Origin of the sequence: Paenibacillus sp. FSL R5-0928, from assembly GCF_037970385.1 — a bacterium.
Classification (GTDB): domain Bacteria; phylum Bacillota; class Bacilli; order Paenibacillales; family Paenibacillaceae; genus Paenibacillus_AQ; species Paenibacillus_AQ odorifer.
Map to the genome: position 1 here is coordinate 1,188,537 of NZ_CP150225.1, position 18,942 is coordinate 1,207,478.

General features: G+C 44.9%; 15 protein-coding genes, 1 pseudogene and 1 other annotated feature (1 of these 17 cut by a window edge). Of the genes and pseudogenes, 12 read left to right on the forward strand and 4 right to left on the reverse strand.

What is annotated here, in order from left to right:
- Nucleotides 1-59: a binding site (T-box leader), on the forward strand; it begins 223 nt to the left of the window's first position.
- 235 nt (nt 60-294) lie between these two features.
- Nucleotides 295-1,830, forward strand: coding sequence for a 2-isopropylmalate synthase (locus tag MKZ16_RS05100; protein ID WP_036676518.1), 1,536 nt, complete (start codon nt 295-297; stop codon nt 1,828-1,830).
- 406 nt (nt 1,831-2,236) lie between these two features.
- Here MKZ16_RS05100 and MKZ16_RS05105 read toward each other — a convergent pair whose 3' ends face one another.
- Nucleotides 2,237-4,177 (reverse strand): ABC-F family ATP-binding cassette domain-containing protein, encoded by a 1,941-nt coding sequence (locus MKZ16_RS05105; RefSeq protein WP_036676516.1) that lies wholly within the window; start codon nt 4,175-4,177, stop codon nt 2,237-2,239.
- A 244-nt stretch (nt 4,178-4,421) separates the two neighbouring features.
- On the opposite strand from MKZ16_RS05105, the gene MKZ16_RS05110 reads away from it, so the two are divergent.
- From MKZ16_RS05110 to groL, 7 genes are all read left to right on the forward strand, one after another.
- Entirely contained in the window at nt 4,422-5,057 is a 636-nt protein-coding gene (locus MKZ16_RS05110) for a 5-formyltetrahydrofolate cyclo-ligase (protein WP_076104243.1), read from the forward strand.
- A gap of 3 nt (nt 5,058-5,060) precedes the next feature.
- A complete protein-coding gene (moaC, locus tag MKZ16_RS05115; protein WP_036676513.1) occupies nt 5,061-5,531 on the forward strand; it encodes a cyclic pyranopterin monophosphate synthase MoaC in 471 nt (156 codons plus the stop codon).
- 85 nt (nt 5,532-5,616) lie between these two features.
- On the forward strand, nt 5,617-6,102 hold the full coding sequence (locus MKZ16_RS05120) for a MogA/MoaB family molybdenum cofactor biosynthesis protein (RefSeq protein ID WP_036676512.1): 486 nt from the start codon (nt 5,617-5,619) through the stop codon (nt 6,100-6,102).
- A gap of 139 nt (nt 6,103-6,241) precedes the next feature.
- Nucleotides 6,242-6,484, forward strand: coding sequence for a twin-arginine translocase TatA/TatE family subunit (locus MKZ16_RS05125; protein ID WP_036676510.1), 243 nt, complete (start codon nt 6,242-6,244; stop codon nt 6,482-6,484).
- Nucleotides 6,485-6,627: 143 nt separating this feature from the next.
- Nucleotides 6,628-7,395, forward strand: a complete 768-nt coding sequence (gene tatC / locus MKZ16_RS05130) for a twin-arginine translocase subunit TatC (RefSeq protein ID WP_076104244.1) — start codon at nt 6,628-6,630, stop codon at nt 7,393-7,395.
- Nucleotides 7,396-7,907: 512 nt separating this feature from the next.
- Complete coding sequence (gene groES / locus MKZ16_RS05135) at nt 7,908-8,189, forward strand: co-chaperone GroES (protein WP_036676506.1); 282 nt, start codon at nt 7,908-7,910, stop codon at nt 8,187-8,189.
- A 78-nt stretch (nt 8,190-8,267) separates the two neighbouring features.
- Nucleotides 8,268-9,899 carry a chaperonin GroEL gene (gene groL, locus MKZ16_RS05140; RefSeq protein WP_036676504.1) on the forward strand — a complete coding sequence of 544 codons (1,632 nt, stop codon included), beginning with the start codon at nt 8,268-8,270 and terminating at the stop codon, nt 9,897-9,899.
- A 137-nt stretch (nt 9,900-10,036) separates the two neighbouring features.
- On the opposite strand, the gene MKZ16_RS05145 is transcribed toward groL, so the two are convergent.
- Entirely contained in the window at nt 10,037-11,014 is a 978-nt protein-coding gene (locus tag MKZ16_RS05145) for a tRNA-dihydrouridine synthase (RefSeq protein WP_036676503.1), read from the reverse strand.
- A gap of 264 nt (nt 11,015-11,278) precedes the next feature.
- Here MKZ16_RS05145 and MKZ16_RS05150 point away from each other — a divergent pair, with 264 nt between their 5' ends.
- The 4 genes from MKZ16_RS05150 (at nt 11,279) to MKZ16_RS05165 (ending at nt 17,110) form a co-directional block, all read left to right on the forward strand.
- Nucleotides 11,279-13,861: an S-layer homology domain-containing protein gene (locus MKZ16_RS05150; protein WP_339815428.1), complete on the forward strand. Its 2,583-nt coding sequence runs from the start codon at nt 11,279-11,281 to the stop codon at nt 13,859-13,861.
- Between the two features lie 142 nt (nt 13,862-14,003).
- Nucleotides 14,004-15,212: an MFS transporter gene (locus MKZ16_RS05155; RefSeq protein WP_076104713.1), complete on the forward strand. Its 1,209-nt coding sequence runs from the start codon at nt 14,004-14,006 to the stop codon at nt 15,210-15,212.
- A 297-nt stretch (nt 15,213-15,509) separates the two neighbouring features.
- Complete coding sequence (locus MKZ16_RS05160; protein WP_076104712.1) at nt 15,510-16,487, forward strand: ring-cleaving dioxygenase; 978 nt, start codon at nt 15,510-15,512, stop codon at nt 16,485-16,487.
- A gap of 17 nt (nt 16,488-16,504) precedes the next feature.
- Nucleotides 16,505-17,110 (forward strand): flavin reductase family protein, encoded by a 606-nt coding sequence (locus MKZ16_RS05165; RefSeq protein WP_076104711.1) that lies wholly within the window; start codon nt 16,505-16,507, stop codon nt 17,108-17,110.
- Nucleotides 17,111-17,177: 67 nt separating this feature from the next.
- Here MKZ16_RS05165 and MKZ16_RS05170 read toward each other — a convergent pair.
- A pseudogene (locus tag MKZ16_RS05170) lies at nt 17,178-18,085 on the reverse strand (EamA family transporter).
- Between the two features lie 188 nt (nt 18,086-18,273).
- Complete coding sequence (locus tag MKZ16_RS05175) at nt 18,274-18,813, reverse strand: NADPH-dependent FMN reductase (protein ID WP_036676495.1); 540 nt, start codon at nt 18,811-18,813, stop codon at nt 18,274-18,276.
- Between the last annotated feature and the right edge of the window lie 129 nt (nt 18,814-18,942).

The window sequence follows — 18,942 nt, forward strand, 5'->3', positions numbered from 1 at the left end:
GTGACAGCCGATGCGTCAAAAAGAGTGGTACCGCGGAGGGGTAACCCGCCGTCTCTTTATTAGAGACGGCGGGTTTTTGCGTTCTTGTAGAAGAAGTCCGAGTTATGGACTCATCGCTACATAAGACGCCAAAATTGAACGCTCTGCACATTGTGCAGAGATTCATTTGTATCAGCTGCCGGCAGCAGTGGGTGGGAAATGAGCAGAACCGCAAGTCGACGTGTGGTTCTGCGCTGAAGCATAGGATAGAGATAAAGCATCCAATTACATGAAAACAAACTAGGAGGAATTCAGATGATTATTCCAGTTAAGAAACGTATACAAATTTTCGATACGACTCTGCGCGATGGTGAGCAAGCCCCTGGGGCGAGTCTGACTCCTGAGCAAAAAATATTGCTGGCCTATAAGCTTGCTGATCTGGGTGTTGATGTAATGGAGCCGGGGTTCCCGGTATCGAGTCCTGGAGATTTTGCAGCGGTGCAGACGATTTCGCGCAAGGTGCGCAACGTGGAGATTTGTGGTTTCGCGCGGGCCGTAAAAGGAGACATCGATGCTGCAGTCCGGGCCACTCAAGACGCTGAACGTCGGCGGATTCACTTGTTTATTTCTTCTTCTGATATTCATTTGCAGCATCAACTGCGTATGAGCAGAGCTGAAGTCGTAGCTAAAGCGCGCGAGATGACGGCTTATGCGCGACAATTCTGTGATGTAGTTGAATTCACGGCCATGGACGCTGCACGGACAGGGATTGATGATCTGATTGAAATGGTTGAGGCAGTTATAGAGGAAGGGGCCTCCATTATTAACCTGCCGGATACAGTAGGATACGCATTGCCACATGAATATGGCGAGATGTTCCGGAGAGTGCGGCAGGGAGCAAGAGGTGGCGGCAAGGTCAGCTATAGTGCCCACTGTCATAATGACTTGGGGCTGGCTGTAGCTAACAGTCTGGCAGCGATTGATGGAGGGGCGACTCAGATAGAAGTCACCGTGAATGGTGTAGGCGAGCGCACAGGGAACTGCGCGCTGGAAGAGCTTGTTATGGCGCTCGAAACCCGCGGCGATGCAATCGGTGCAGAAACAGGTATCGTGCTTGATAAACTGTATGATACTTCCCGGCTGATTAGTGGAGCGATGCATTTTCCAATCGCCTATAACAAGCCGGTCGTCGGAAGAAATGCCTTCCAGCATGAATCCGGGATTCATCAGGATGGCCTGCTCAAGGATCGTAGTACCTATGAGATTATGGATCCCGAACGGCTGGGCATCCCCCGCAGCATGATCATTCTGGGCAAACATTCTGGCAGACATGCGCTGAAGGATCGGGCTGCGAAGTATGGAATAACGCTGGAGCCTGCGGAGCTGGATGCACTTTATGAGTCCTTTAAAGAGACCGCTGACCGTCAAAAGGTGGTCAGTGATGACCAACTGCTGCAAATGGTAAGCAGTACAACTGGACAACAAGCTCAGGTCTATGAGCTGGGTGAGGTTCAGGTATTGGCGGGCAGTGCCCAGCGCCGTGTAGCCGCAGTTACGGTACGCCATCTGCAGACTGGCCGGGAAACGTCACATACCAGCACTGGCGAAGGCCCGCTTGAAGCGATTATCGCCGCTATTGGGCAAGGGATTGCTGAGGAGATAGACTTTGCAGGACTCGAGCTTCATTCGCTTGGAAGCGGAGAGAATGCGCAAGCAGAAGCAGCGGTGATGGTGGAGTGGGAGGGCCTAAAATTCAGAGGCACGGCCACTCACCAAGATATAATTATGGCGGCTGGCATCGCTTATATCGCAGCCTGTAATGCTGCTCTGCTCTCTACACAGATTGTCTAAAATACGACGTGCCCGCTGTCAGTTTAGGAGATAGCGGGTTCTTTTTTAGCATAAATTCGGTCTTGTAAAATGGGGTTACGTCTTTTGTCAAGTTGTGGACAACGTTATCCACATATTCTGCCTGAGTTGTGTAAAAAGTGCGTAAAATCAGCAATAACGGCTTTTTTCAAAATGCTCTAATAAACAATTTTGTTGGCAATGAAACACTGTGAGAATTGTGGATAATGTGGATAGATCCGTGGATAATAATTCCTTTTCCTTGAAAATACCGATTTAACGCATAAAAAAGACCCCGAAGGGTCTTTTAAAGTAGGGAGTTATACACGAAACCTGTGTATAGAGCTGTGGATAACTATTTATGAACAAATCTAGAACGATGAAAAAATATTTATAAGGAGGATTTACATTATTCGTCAGCAAGGATTTCCCATTCGCTAAAGAAATCTGCCAGCTGAGATTTTTTGTTCTTTAGGTCCTCTTCATAACCTTGAAGTGCTAAATAATCCTGATAAACTTCAGGTTTAGTCATTTCATGCTCTATAAATACGATCGATTCTTCGAGTGTGGCGATGTTCTCCTCAAGCTCTGCGATACGCCGTTTGCGGTTACGCTCTTCACGCTTAGCCTGCTTGTCTGCTTCAAAAGAGGTTACAGCGCTTTTTTCAGGTACAGCAGTGTCCTTATTGACGTTTTTAGTAGCTAGTTCAGCGGCATCTTTTGCAATCTCTTCTAATTCTCGTTTCTTCTCGACATAGTCATCGTAGTTGCCGAGGTATTGGTCGATCCCTTCGGGATGCAGCTCCAGTACGCGTTCAGCCATTTTGTTCAAAAAATAACGGTCATGGGAGATGAACAGCAGGGTGCCTTCGAAATCAATTAAAGCAGATTCCAGAACCTCACGGCTGACCAGATCCAAATGGTTGGTAGGTTCATCGAGAATTAGCATATTTGCACCGCGGAGCATTAGTTTAGATAACGAAACCCGAGCTTTTTCGCCGCCGCTGAGTGCGGAAATTTTCTTAAGAACATCCTCTCCGCTAAAAAGAAAATTGCCAAGGATCGTACGAATTCTGGCTTCCTCGATCATTGGATATTCACTCCACAGTTCTTCCATAACCGTATTTTGTGGATTAAGTCGGGTTTGTTCCTGATCATAATAAGCAATTTTTACTTTAGTGCCCCAATTCACCGTTCCGGCAGAAGGCTCACGGGTTCCGGTCATACACTGCAGCAGCGTGGATTTACCGATACCATTGGGACCAATCAGGGCAGCAGTCTCCCCGCGACGAAGCTCAAAAGAGGCGTCCTTGAATAAAGGTGAACCTTCATTAAAGGCAACCGCAACATTGCGCACTTGAAGCACCTCTTTTCCAGACATGAAGTCTGGCTCAAAGGAGAAGCTAGCTTTCTTCAGATCGCCCATTGGGCGATCTAGACGATCCATCTTTTCAAGCGCTTTGCGTCTGCTCTGTGCACGTTTTGTGGTGGATGCCCGGACAATATTTTTCTGAACGAAATCCTCCATCCGCGAAATTTCATCCTGTTGCTTCTCATATTGCTTCATCCGTGCTTCATATTCGGCAGCCTTCAAATCTACATACCGACTGTAGTTACCTGTATAACGCCGGGACTGGTGCCGCTCGATCTCTACAATAGTAGTCACGAGCCGGTCTAGGAAATAACGGTCATGGGATACAACCAGAATCCCGCCAGCATAGCTGCGGAGGTAATCCTCCAGCCACGTTAACGTTTCGATATCCAGATGGTTAGTAGGCTCATCCAGCATCAGAAGATCCGGAGCCTGAAGCAAAATACGGGCCAGCGCGAGCCGGGTCTTTTGGCCTCCGCTAAGGGTAGAAATGGGTGTATCCGGTGGAAAATCACTGAAGCCCATGCCGTGTAGGACACTGCGAATCCGTGTATTCATTTCATAGCCGCCGTGGTCCTTGAACCAATCCGAACGCCGCGCATATCGTTCAAGCAGTTCTTCGTACCGCTTGGGATCTTCCGCGAGCTTAGGATCAGCAATACTTACTTCTAACTCTCTCAGCTCAGTTTCGGCTTCGATCAGCGGAGCGAAGACCGCCATCATTTCTTCATGAATGGTTTTGTCAGATTGCAGTCCGCTATTCTGAGCTAAATATCCGATCGTTGTTTCTTTTGATTTATGAATTTGACCGCTGTCATAAGACATCTCACCGGCCAGAATTTGTAGAAAAGTCGATTTGCCGGCACCATTCACACCCACTAGCCCGACACGTTCCTTTTCATTTACCTGTAGGCTTATGCCATCCAGTACGTTCTGTATACCATATGATTTAGTAATTCCTGTCGCTTGAAGAAGCATAACGATGAAACCTCCACCCTTGCATATTTCGCCTTGGTATTTATCCCTCAGCCGTATGAACAACTTATTCTATAGTTTACATGAAAAGCGTTTCCCAAGCGAGGGTTCGATCTAATGTAAGGAGGGAATAACGACCTAGTCCGATAACACAGTTCTATCCACCTTGGCGAACCGGGGAGAAGAGTGGTAAACTGGATTTACAAACAAGGATAAGCTAGGGATGAATAAGAGGGGGAAGCCGACAATGTCCAGCAAGGAGTCGGAGATCTCCAAAGTAAAGCAACAACTACGAGCGGAGAAGACCATCGCCCGAAACGAGCTGTCTTCGGACCAGAGAAGTAAACTATCATTTCAAGTCTGCCACTATGCATTGGAGTGGCTGGACACGAAGGATATAACTTCACTAATGGCCTATGTGTCTTTTCGTTCAGAGCTTGAAACCCGCCCACTTATCACACAGGCGTGGAAGGATCAGCGTAAGGTGCTGTTGCCGCGTGTAATTCCAGCAAGCGGTGAAATGAGTGTCCACGTGGTGAATGCATGGAGCGATTTAGAGCCGGGAAATTATGGTATCCATGAACCTATCGTCTCCAGCAGAGATTTATTAGAGGTTGAAGAGATTAAGCTACCTGCTGTTGTTTTCGTACCAGGGCTAGCATTTGATCTTCAAGGCGGCAGGCTTGGCTACGGTCGAGGATACTATGACCGGCTACGTGCGTCTTGGGAGAACGCCGGGTACGTTAGCGCACAGCCTCCGATATGGATCGGGTTAGCTTACAGCATGCAGTTGGTTCCAAGAGTGCCGATGGATGAGCATGACGCTTTAATGGACATGCTGATTACTGAAAATGGTATAGTGCACTGCCGAAAAGGAGAGTGAGCCATGGAATTGACCCATTTCAACGAGCAGGGAAGAGCTCGTATGGTGGATGTGAGTGAGAAGGAGATCACGAAGCGGACAGCTGTCGCGCGGAGTATGATCAAGATGGCCGCTGGAACGCTGAGCGCCATTAAGAGTGGCAAGATCAGCAAAGGTGATGTCCTTGCTGTTGCACAGATTGCCGGAATTATGGCGGCTAAGAAGACGTCAGACTGGATTCCGATGTGCCATCCGCTGCCACTTACCGGTATTGATATCAGCTTCTCCGATAACAGCGAAGATGAACTTTATATAGAAGCAACAGTCCATACTACAGGAAAAACCGGAGTAGAGATGGAGGCTTTAACCGCTGTTTCTGCCTCAGCACTAACGGTGTACGACATGTGTAAGGCTATTCAGAAGGATATGATTATCGGACCGACGCTACTGGTATCTAAGAGCGGGGGCAAGAACGGAGATTATACGCTCGAATAAGTATCAGTTGCTTATGTTCGAAGCGCTGATGCGAGCAGGCTGAACTGTACAGCCAACTATACATATAGAGAGGAAGGACAAACCTATGGCGTGGAAGACAGCAATCCTAACGGCCAGTGATAAAGGGGCCAGGGGCGAACGGGAAGACACGAGCGCCCAGGTTATTCGGGAGCTGGTGGAAGAGGAACTAGGTGGCGAGATCATTGAATATCGAATCGTTCCCGATGAACAAGATGAGATTATCGCAGCATTGATTGAACTGACGGACTATTTTCAGGCAGATTTGGTACTGACCACCGGAGGCACAGATCTGGCAATTCGTGATGTGACCCCGGACGCTACTCGGCGAGTGGTAGAACGGGAAGTGCCTGGGCTCTCAGAAGCTATGCGCAGCACAGTGATGCAAAAAAACCGTGCAGCTATGCTTTTCCGTGGGATATGCGGCATTCGTGGACGCACGTTGATTGTCAATTTACCTGGAACGCCGAAGGGTGTCCATGAGAATTTGGCAGCTATTATGGATCAATTGCCGGAAGCGCTGCTCATGGTAACTGGCCAATACCGCCAATAACCCTTTGTCATCTTCTTGTCACGTCACAACGATAATCTATTTATAGAAGAAAGTGGATGTAACTGTGACATAAGTTATGGTATTATTAAATTAAAGTAAACGATACCATGAACGGACAGGTGGACAAGGAGGAATAATAATGTTTAGTGGAATTGGAACTCCTGGTATTATTTTGTTGGTCATACTGGCACTTCTGCTCTTTGGCCCAAATAAACTGCCAGAGCTAGGCCGTGCAGTTGGACGAACCTTCCGTGAATTTAAGGAAGGCGCGCGTGAAATCATCGGGGATAATGAACCGGTGAAGAAGAGCGAAGCTCCTGTGCCGACGGCCCCGCAAACGGTCGCTGCAGATATTCCTCAGGACAAACGCCTGCCGGAATAATAGAAGATCTTTCAATGGGGCATTCTCAGGAGTCTACTAGACTTGAGGAGACGCCCCTTTTTCTTTGCTTTCCGCAGCAACGGACACTGCTTTGAAGAAAGTTAGTGTTATCTTTTTTACTCTTGTCATGGGATGGTGTCTGGATGTCTCTGAAATCGGAAGAAATGTCGGTGGTGGATCATCTCACCGAGCTGCGCAAACGGATTATTTATGTGTTAGTCGTATTTGTCCTTGGATTAATTGGCGGTTTATTTTGTGCAAAGCCCATTTACGATTATCTGATTAGCACGGACCTGGCGCAAGGTTTTGTTCTGCATGCATTCTCATTCTGGGATGGCATTGGGATGTACATGAAGATCGCGATGGCCGTTTCGCTAGTGATATCTGTCCCGTTTATTGCCTACCAATTGTGGGCATTTATCAGTCCGGGCCTGCGGCCGGAGGAGCGAAGTGCGACACTTCGTTATGTTCCTTATGTGTTTGTTCTTTTCCTTATCGGTCTTTCTTTTGCTTATTATATTGTTTTTCCAATGGCACTTTCGTTCACGATCTCAATTACCCGGAGTATGGGACTGGAAGAGACCTACGGGATTGCACAGTATTTTAACTTCATGTTCAGCCTGGTATTGCCGCTGGCATTGCTGTTTGAACTTCCATTGCTGGTGATGTTTCTGACCAAACTAAGAGTTCTCAACCCGCTACGCTTGCGTAAAATGCGTCGGTATGCCTATTTCACGCTTGTATTTATCGCCGTGGTTATCACACCCCCGGATTTTATCTCAGACTTTCTGGTGACGATTCCACTGCTCATCCTGTATGAGTTCAGTGTATTTTTATCTGCATTTGTCTATCGCAAGCAACTTGCTGCGGACGCGGCACGGGATGAACGGTATGTTCAGAAGAAGGAGTGAGGAAAAAAGGCTGCCGCTAAGTAGATTTTCTACGAATGTGGCAGCTTTTTTGCTATAAGTTGATTTCATTAGTTGGATTGAATACACTTAATAAGTAATTGTTATCGGCCGATCAGGATCATTAGATGCAAAGGTCTAACCATTCTAGCAACGTTCATATCGATAAGGGGTGAGAGGAAAGCGCTGGAATCCTACGCATATTTTCAAAACCCGTGGATACAATGTAATAGAGTGTGTGCTTGGACAAGCATTGAAACGTATTTTTTGCGAAAACTAATACGAATTTGTGTAAAAAGACTTGAAATCCGGGCTCAAGTTGAGTATCATAAAAATTGTTGTTAGCACTGCACGCTGTTGAGTGCTAACGCTCTTGAAAAATAGGAGATGGGCTGGAGATTAGCAGGCTTCCATTGATATTTTTCAAGAACATCACAGAATTCTAAGTTTGGCCCGTAAGTTCTAAACTATGTTTTGAAGCAAAATAACATAATTTTAAAGGAGGCTATTTTTTCATGATCAAACCATTAGGTGAACGCGTATTGGTGCTACCGAGCGAGCAGGAGGAAACAACTTCATTCGGGATTGTGCTTCCGGACTCCTCGAAAGAAAAGCCACAAGAAGGAACGATTATCGCAGTAGGTAGCGGAGCTTTGAAAGATGGAGTACGTGTAGCGCTTGAAGTTAAAGAAGGCGACCGTGTTCTTTTCTCTAAATATGCAGGAACAGAAATCAAATATGAAGGTAAAGAATATTTGATTATGAAAGAAAGCGACATTCACGCGATTCTTGACTAAGCAGGAGTCGATCATAAGCTAAATCTAAACTACTTAAAGTAATAGGATATACAAAAAATTCTAGGAGGTAATTACACAATGGCTAAAGAAATTAAATTCAGTGAAGAAGCTCGCCGCTCTATGCTTCGTGGTGTAGATGCTCTGGCAAACGCGGTAAAAGTTACACTTGGACCAAAAGGCCGCAACGTGGTGCTTGAGAAGAAATTTGGTAGCCCACTCATCACTAACGATGGTGTAACGATCGCTAAAGAAATCGAACTTGAAGATGCATTCGAGAACATGGGTGCTCAATTGGTTAAAGAAGTTGCTACTAAGACTAATGATGTAGCCGGTGACGGTACTACAACTGCAACGGTTCTGGCTCAAGCTATGATCCGCGAAGGTCTGAAGAACGTAACTGCTGGTGCTAACCCAATGGTTATCCGTAAAGGTATCGACAAAGCGGTTCGTGCAGCTGTTGAAGAATTGCAAAAAATCGCTAAGCCTATCGAAGATTCCCAAGCTATCGCTCAAGTAGCTGCTATCTCTGCTGCTGACGATGAAGTAGGTCAATTGATCGCTGAAGCTATGGAAAAAGTAGGTAAAGACGGTGTTATCACTGTTGAAGAATCCCGTGGATTCGCTACTGAGCTTGAAGTAGTAGAAGGTATGCAATTCGACCGTGGTTACATTTCCCCGTACATGATTACTGATACAGACAAAATGGAAGCTGTTTTGGAGAATCCATACATCTTGATCACTGATAAAAAAATCAGCAGCACTCAAGAAATTCTTCCATTGCTTGAAAAAATCGTTCAACAAGCTAGACCGCTTGTTATTATCGCTGAAGATATCGAAGGCGAAGCACAAGCTATGCTGATCGTGAACAAACTGCGTGGAACATTCAACGCTGTTGCTGTTAAAGCTCCTGGCTTTGGCGACCGCCGCGAAGCTATGCTGCAAGATATCGCTGCCCTGACTGGCGGCCAAGTGATCACTGAGAAGCTCGGTCTTGATCTGAAGAGCACTTCCATTGAACAACTGGGTAACGCACGTCAAGTACGCGTAACTAAAGAAAACACAACAATCGTAGACGGAAGCGGCGACAAAGCGGACATCAATGCACGCGTAAGCCAAATCCGTGCTCAACTCGAAGAAACAACTTCCGAGTTCGACAAAGAGAAATTGCAAGAGCGTCTGGCTAAATTGGCTGGCGGCGTAGCCGTTGTCAAAGTGGGCGCTGCAACTGAAACTGAACTTAAAGAGCGCAAACTTCGCATCGAAGATGCCCTGAACGCAACTCGCGCAGCGGTTGAAGAAGGTATCGTATCCGGTGGGGGTACAGCTCTTGTGAACGTATATAACGCTGTTGCTGCTGTAGACGTAACTGGCGACGAGAAAACTGGCGTTAACATCGTGCTTCGCGCGTTGGAAGAGCCAATTCGCACCATCGCAGCTAACGCTGGTCAAGAAGGTTCCGTAATCGTGGACCGCTTGAAAAAAGAAGCAGTAGGTATCGGCTACAACGCTGCTACTGGTGAATGGGTGAACATGTTCGAAGCGGGTATCGTTGACCCTGCTAAAGTAACTCGTTCCGCGCTGCAAAATGCTGCATCCGTAGCTGCTATGTTCTTGACTACTGAAGCTGTTATCGCTGACAAGCCTGAGCCTGAAAAAGGCGGCGGCATGCCAGATATGGGCGGCATGGGTGGAATGGGTGGCATGATGTAAGGAAATCATTATCGAAGCAATTCGATGATGAGTTTCCTTGAGAGGAAACACCATTTGACCACATAGTACAAAAATGAGAGACCTTTCATAAGTTCATTGAACTTTTGAGAGGTCTCTCATTTTTTTGTGGGTATAATTTAATCTAATTCTTGCTCTAAAACAGTTTTTACTAACCGACGTACTTCATCAGTTGATCTTGTATCCATTAATTGGTTTCTTAGTTCACCTGCGCCTCTAAATCCACGAACATAGATTTTGAAAAAGCGAAGAAGTGGTTTAAATAAACGTGGCTCAAGTTCATTTGAATATTTATCGTGAAGATCCAACTGTAAAAGAAGTAAATTGAGAAAATCCTTCGCGCTGTGTTCTTTAGGTTCTTTTTCAAAGGCAAATGGATTGGTGAAAATACCGCGGCCAATCATGACTCCATCAACGCCGTATTGTTCTACTAATTTTAATCCTGTTGCGCGGTCAGGAATATCTCCATTAATAGTTAACAACGTATTTGGAGCAATTTCATCGCGCAATTTTTTTATTTCAGGGATTAGTTCCCAGTGTGCCTCTACTTTACTCATCTCTTTTTTTGTACGAAGGTGAATGGAAAGGTTCGCAATATCTTGTTTCAATATATGTCCTAGCCAATCGCGCCACTCGTCAACATCAGAGTAACCCAATCTTGTTTTAACACTAACCGGCAATCCACCTGCTTTTGCTGCTTGAATAATTTCTGCTGCTACTTCAGGATGTTTTATTAATCCAGCACCTTTTCCATTCGAAGCGACGTTTTGTGCCGGGCATCCCATGTTTAAATCGATACCACGAAAACCAAGTTTTTTCATATCAATGCTCATCTGTTCAAAAAATACGGGTTTATCACCCCAAATATGAGCGACAATCGGTTGCTCATCTTCTGTGAATGTTAATCGACCACGTACACTGTCTTTTCCTACAGGGTGACAATAGCTTTCTGTATTTGTGAATTCTGTGAAAAATACGTCGGGTTTTGCAGCTTCACTAACGACGTGACGAAATACAACATCTGTGACATCTTCCATGGGTGCTAATATAAAAAACGGCTTCGGTAAATCAAGCCAAAAGTTTTGTTCGTTACTCATATTATCTCCTCTTGTTGTAATATATAAAAACGATATAAGGATAGCAAAGTCCTATACCCATCATACATAGTATCATTTTTTTTCGTTTGATGCACAGAATCCATGATGTGTGAATGTTCGTCCATGGCTATTTGTTTATAATCTGTTTATTGATACTTGTTATAATCCTGTAGATGAAAAGTTTGTAATATAAAGTCGAATCGTGTTAACGAATCGATTATAGACAAACGACATAACGCATCCAAAGAACAGGGGGATAAGCAAGTGAACAAAAAGCAATGGATAAGCTCTATATTGGCTGCTGCTGTATTATCAAGCCCTATCATTATGCCGACCAAAGGATCGGCAGCTGCTTCCTTTATTGATATTGATGGCTCATATGCAAAGAAAGCGATTGTTGAGCTATTCGATCAGGGGATAGTGACCGGTGTTGGAGAGAGTAAGTTCTATCCTACGTCGAATATTACAAGGCAGGATTTTGCAATTATTTTAGCAAAGACATTAAAGCTGGATGTTTCGAACCCTCCTGCACTGCCAACCTTTCTGGACGTTCCCACAAGCAACTACGCATACAGCTATGTGGAGGCAGCTGTCAAAGCCGGATTGATTAAGGGTACAGGCAGTAATCTTTTCGGTACGGGGCAAAATTTATCACGTCAGGATATGGTCGTCATGTTCGTGAGAGCATTGGGAGTCAATCCTACGGGTAAAGCTGGAACTTTGCAATTTGCTGATAGTAGCCAAATTGCTGATTATTCTAAGGATTTTATAGCTGCCGCTGTGGAATATGGATTGATTACAGGATATAATAATTTTTTTAATCCTGATACCAAAGTAGATCGTCAGGCCGTAGCTCTAGTAGCTTCTAAGTTTCTGAAGTTTAAGGAGAACGGAAACACTGAGCAGCCCGCTTCCACCCCAACTGCTCAACCGAGCAAAGAACCGGTAACAGTGCCTACTCCTGTTGTTGGAGGGTCTTCGTCTTCGCAAAGTGAGCATAGCAGTAATTCAGATACAAATGCACCTGTGGTTGAAAGTACCAAGTTCGAGGCGATCGACAACTACAACGGGACACAAGATCAGCTTCGCGGGTTAGCGGGAGCCATCGGGGAGCAAGGAGCAGCGGTACAAGCCTACCTGTGGACGGATGCGAATGAGAACGGTGAAGTAGATGCCGATGAATTAGGAACAGCCATCACATTAGGCACCAGTGCAGCAGATGGATCTGTGAGTGCGGCTAATATTGGTGATCTGAACGCAGGAACGTATCGTTTCGTGATTACCGCTAAGGATTCATCCAATAATGAATCAGCGAAGAAAGCTGCACATGCGGTTACGGTGACCTTGAGCAAAAACGATGTTCCGGATACGACTGCACCGGTAGTGGACGCAACTAAGTTCGAGGCGATCGACAACTACAACGGGACACAAGATCAGCTTCGCGGGTTAGCGGGAGCCATCGGCGAGCAAGGAGCAGCAATACAAGCCTACTTGTGGACGGATGCGAATGAGAACGGTGAAGTAGATGCCGATGAGTTAGGAACAGCCATCGCTTTAGGCACCAGTGAAGCAGACGGATCTGTGAGTGCGGCCAATATTGGAGATCTGAACGCAGGAACGTATACTTTCGTGATTACCGCTAAGGATTCATCCAATAATGAATCAGCGAAGAAAGCTGCACATGCGGTTACGGTGACCTTAAGCAAGAATGAAGTTCCGGATACGACTGCACCGGTAGTGGACGCAGCCAAGTTCGAGGCGATCGACAACTACAACGGGACACAAGATCAGCTTCGCGGGTTAGCGGGAGCCATCGGGGAGCAAGGAGCAGAGGTACAAGCCTACCTGTGGACGGATGCGAATGAGAACGGTGAAGTAGATGCCGACGAATTAGGAACAGCCATCGCTTTAGGCACCAGTGAAGCAGACGGATCTGTGAGTGCGGCCGATATTGGTGATCTGAACGCAGGAACGTATCGTTTCGTGATTACCGCTAAGGATTCATCCAATAATGAATCAGCGAAGAAAGCTGCACATGCGGTTACGGTGACCTTAAGCAAAAACGATGTTCCGGATACGACTGCACCGGTAGTGGACGCAACTAAGTTCGAGGCGATCGACAACTACAACGGGACACAAGATCAGCTTCGCGGGTTAGCGGGAGCCATCGGCGAGCAAGGAGCAGCAATACAAGCCTACTTGTGGACGGATGCGAATGAGAACGGTGAAGTAGATGCCGATGAGTTAGGAACAGCCATCGCTTTAGGCACCAGTGAAGCAGACGGATCTGTGAGTGCGGCCAATATTGGGGATCTGAACGCAGGAACGTATCGTTTCGTGATTACCGCTAAGGATTCATCCAATAATGAATCAGCGAAGAAAGCTGCACATGCGGTTACAATTGAGCTTGTTAATGGTGTTCTGACCACACCTACGGTTACTAGCTCTATATATGGTTTTGACGGAGGCGGCGGTTCAAAAACAAAACAACTGATAACGGGTTCTACACAATCGCGCATTCGCTTCGACTTTTTCTCCGGAGAAAGCTTTACGAATGCTGAAATTCAGGTAACGTTGGAAGGCATGATCTTTACCACAAACGACTATTATACCATTAGTGGATGGACACATCCGACGAGTGATCAAATTAGCAATAATGGGCATACGTTAACTTTCACAGGAAGTAACATAGGTGTTTCGGATATCGCTTTTGAACTTCATAATAAAGTGATGCCGGCACCCGGGACCTATCTCATTAAGTTCAAAGCAGATGCGGATGGACCTGGAACAGCTAGATCTTATTCCGAGGAACAAGTCATTACCTTAATTATTTTGCCACCGGCTTAAACTAGAAGTTTCTCATGAGTTCTTTGAACTTGTGGGAAGCTTCTTTTTTTATGAAAAATAGGATTGCTCAATATAGTCTAAATGATTATTATGAGTAAGGTATGTTCATATAAAAATAGAGATAAACAGGATGGAGAGCACCATGAAAACAACACGTCAGAACGCATTGATTTTCTCGTTTACTTTTATGGCTTTTATTCTGGGTACGACGGAGTATATTATTGTTGGTTTACTCTCTGAAATATCCTCAAGCCTCGGAGTTACGCTTGCGACAGCCGGGGGCTTGGTATCTGGCTTCGCGATTTCTTATGCCATTGGCACACCAATTATGATGTCCTTGTGCAGCCGTGTTCCGAAACGGATTACGATTCTTGTGTCACTTGTATTGATTCTGCTGCTGAATTTGTGGAGTGCTGTAACTGGAACTTACAGTATGCTGCTGGTGACTAGAATAGTTACTGCCATACTATGTGGCTTTGTTCTTTCTGTAGCCATTACGGTAGCGAATGAAGCGGTTGATCAGGAGAAGAGAGGCAAAGCGATTGCTACAATTTTGAGTGGTTTTGCTATTGCAAATGTTTTTGGTGTGCCGATCGGTACTTTTGTAGGGCAGTTTTTTAATTGGCCAGCAGCGTTTGTTCTGAATGGGATATTAGCTGGAGTTGCCATAGTCCTAAATTATATTTATATTCCACGCCAATTACCGAAACCTGTGCCTAGCTCACTCAAAGATCAGATCGGATTGCTCACAAACGGCCGCATTATTCTTGCATTTCTCATTCCGGTTACAGCAGTGGGAGCCGTATTTGTGATGTACACTTACATTACACCTATACTGGAGCAAGTCATGAATGTTCCTAAAAGCTCGGTTAGCGGCGTGCTGTTTGCCTACGGGATTGCCACGATTGTCAGCAACTGGATTGGTGGCAAAGTTGCGACCGGGAATGCGGTAAGTAAGCTAAGATTCGTATTTCTTATTCAAGCTGTGGTCTATGTTATCTTTAGTATGACCGCATCTGTTTCCATTCTTGGAATGATTGTGCTAATGGCTCTGGCCATGATGTCGAGTATTGTGAGCGCACCTGCGCAGCTCTATTTGATTGACTTAGCTAAGCAGTTCTCACCAAAAACGAAGGATCTTGCTGCTTCCTTGAATCCAGTAGCCTCAAACCTGGGAATTGCAGGCGGGTCTGCGATCGGTGGAGTGGTTGCCGGGCATGGAGGATTAATCTCTCTTCCTGTAGCTGCTGCCATTCTGGCAATATTGGCATGTGTGATTACCTTGATATGTTATAAGATGGATCATCAAAGCCAAGCAGCGGTCATCACTCAGCATCATAACTTAACCTAATGAGATGATATAAGATATCCCGGCTTCATACGAGTTCATTGAACTTGTGTGAAGCTTTTTTATAACAATAAGCTGCAAAGCGTTGACTTCCTATAGATTCAGTGCTAAACTTATCTTAAATTAAAGATAATTAAAGTAAAGATAAAAAGTCTCGGTGGTATCCGCTAAGGAGCTTGCCCAGTAGAAAAGATCTTTTTTTAAGTGATATCTTAACGTTAAGATAATTAAACTAAACCTTCTTATTCTTGGGAATTATATTACGAGTCAACATCAACTAAACATTAGGAGTGTATAACAATGAGAAACTTAAAAGGGATTCACCACGTTACAGCCATCACAAGCAGCGCAGAGAAAAATTACGAGTTTTTTACTTACGTATTAGGTATGCGTCTAGTGAAGAAAACAGTCAATCAAGATGATATCCAGACGTATCATTTGTTTTTTGCAGATGATAAGGGCAGCGCCGGAACAGACATGACCTTCTTTGATTTTCCTAACATCCCTAAAGGGGTTCATGGAACTAACGAGATTGCGAAGACATCCTTCCGGGTACCAACAGATGCTGCATTAGACTACTGGGTTAAGCGTTTTGATCGGCTTGCAGTGAAGCATACCGGCATTAAAGAGCAATTCGGCAAAAAGACATTATCCTTCGTAGATTTCGATGATCAACAGTATCAACTTATTTCAGATGAATTGAATAAAGGTGTCGTATCAGGTACACCGTGGCAAAAAGGGCCTATCCCTTTGGAGTATGCAATAACTGGCTTGGGACCGATCTTTGTACGAATTGCTGACTTCAACTACTTCAAAGAAGTATTGGAGAAAGTGATGTTGTTTAAAGAAATTGCTCAGGAAGAGACGTATCATTTATTTGAAGTTGGCGAAGGCGGAAACGGTGCACAAATTATTGTAGAGCATAACGAGTTCTTACCGAATTCACGCCAAGGTTTTGGGACTGTTCACCATGCTGCATTCCGTGTAGAGGATCGTGCGATGCTGGACGAGTGGACAGAGCGTTTTGAAGGCTTTGGATTCCAAACTTCAGGATATGTAGATCGTCACTTCTTCGAGTCGTTGTATACACGTGTTGCACCACAAATATTGTTTGAGCTTGCCACTGACGGGCCTGGATTTATGGGAGATGAGGAATATGAAACCGTTGGCGAGAAGCTTTCTTTGCCACCTTTCTTGGAACCTAAACGTGAGCAAATTGAGAAGTTAGTCCGTCCTATTAATACCGTTAGAAGTACGATCGACTTTGTGAAAGAGTGAAGAAGGGGCTGAGGAAATTGATTTCAATTGATCCAAAGTACAACAGTGAGCGGGAAAATTACAAATTATTAATTGGCACTATTATTCCTAGACCTATAGCCTTTGTCACAACACAATCAGAAGAGGGTCTCTTAAATGGTGCACCTTTTAGCTATTTTAATATCGTTTCGTCTAATCCTCCAATGGTTTCATTGGCTATTCAAAGACCGGCAGGCCGTTTAAAAGATACAGCCCGTAATATTTACGATAATCAACAGTTTGTTGTGCATATTGTAGATGAGGAGAATGTTGCGAAGATCAATCAGACTGCAGCCACATTACCTGCTTCTGAAAGTGAAATTGAATTGGCGAATCTTACACCGATTCAAAGTACAAGTGTAGCTGTGCCTGGCGTTTTGGAAGCGAAGGTGCGGATGGAGTGCAAGCTTGTTCAAGCAATCCCTCTAGGGGGTGAAGAACCTGGGAGTGACTTGTTTATTGGCGAAATTGTTCAATTCCATATCGATGAATCGATCTATCAGGAGGGGCACATTGACCCGAGAGTTCTAAACGCTGTGAGCCGCTTGGCGGGAAATAATTACGCAACTCTTGGAGAGATTTTTACAATAGATAGGCCGGAATAAGCAACTATAGAATAGACCTGCTAGTAAGCAATGAAGCCTACTTAGCAGGTCTTTTTGTGTACCGAAGCTACAGCGCGTCCGCAACCCCCAACAAAGCAATCCCTAGAATCACAACGAAAATAACGGCATATTGTGCCTTGCTTAGTTTTTCTTTGAGGAAGATGCGCGATAATATTACGGAAAAAATGCTGTATGAAGCAATAAGTGGTGCCGCGATAATGGCGTTGCTGGACATAGCAAATACGTAGAAGAATTGTCCGGTCGTTTCCAGAATGGCTGCGAAGCCCTTATCCCGTTCTTTAAATAGGTTGAACTTTACCTTTTTAAAAAATTTCAGGTATGTAAAAGACAAGATGGCACATATAAAGAAGGTGTATTCATACGCGAGCAGAGCTGCTTTTTCGCTAATCAGGCTGAGTTCATCCAAATAAATAGCATCGGCAAAGGTGCCAAGTCCATCGATTAGGCAGTATAGGATTGGAAAAATGATGGCGATACGCCAATCTGATATTTTTTATCAATCTGTGTGGTGCTGTTTTGAAGCGCTTGGTGTTCTGCTCTCTTTTCCAAGATGGCGATCCCGATAATGCCTAAGGTGATAACGGCAACACCAACGATTTCAAGCGCCCCTAGCTCATGGGTGAAAAAGATAAATAATAATATCGTCGTTACAGCGCCTGATGAATTTTGTACGGGGGAGGCAATGGATAACTCAATATATCTAAGTCCAATATAACCAACTGCCATCGACAGGATATAGAGTGCAGACACAGGGAAATATCGGATTAAGTCTATAGGATCAAAGGTCAATCCTTGAATGAGCATATAAGCTGTTGCGTGAATACCCATGACTATCCCCACGATAATGACAATCTTAATATGGCTATACCGATCCTGACTATCGGTCCCCTTTTTATAAAATAAGTCAGCCCCTCCCCAAGCGAAGGCCGTTAATAATGCAAACATAAACCACATGATCATTGCTCCTTGATGTAATTTAAAATCCCCGCCGATTATACCAGATTAGATTCTACACAGGGTGCTCATTTCGTCACACATAAAAAATACACCCTCTAGAAGCGACCGGACAAACCATAGGTTTATCGAAAGTCTATTCTAAAGGGTGTACTTCATAACATAACAGAGGGGGAAGGCGTTCTATCTTAACGTAGAGTTTTCAATGCGCCACTCCAAGCCAAGACTTGATCCAGCATCCCATTAAGATTGGTAAGATGAAGATCCGCTGGTTTGAACACAGTTCCGTTCTCGAAATCAGTGAACAGTGACAACGCAGGGTGTACACGAACGTCTGCTACAGATAGTTCTCCCAAGATTCCGCGTAGATGTTCAGCTGCACGAGCGCCCCCTACGGAACCATAACTTACGATACCTGCTGCTTTATTATTCCAAGCTTCACGGGCGTAATCGAGCGCATTTTTCAGTGATGCAGAAATACTGTGGTTATATTCTTGTACGATAAATACGAAACCGTCTAGTGTAGCAAGTTTAGTGTTCCAAGCTGTTGCTTGTTCAGTTGCATCAGCCTCACCCAATAGTGGAAGCTTGAAGTCTGCAATATCTATGATCTCATAATTAGCATCCCCGCGTGCATCCGCAATCTTTTTAACCCATTCTCCTACTTGCGGGCTTAAACGACCTTGACGAGTACTTCCGAGAATAATACCGATGTTTAATTTTGACATTGTTTGTTCCTCCTCAATTTTTGTTCTACCAAATAGTTTGTCTAGAAATCCCATGAAGTACACAACCTTTAAAAATTATTTATCTCAAGAGTAGTAAACTCTGGTTGTCTTTAAGTTAAGTATCTTTAA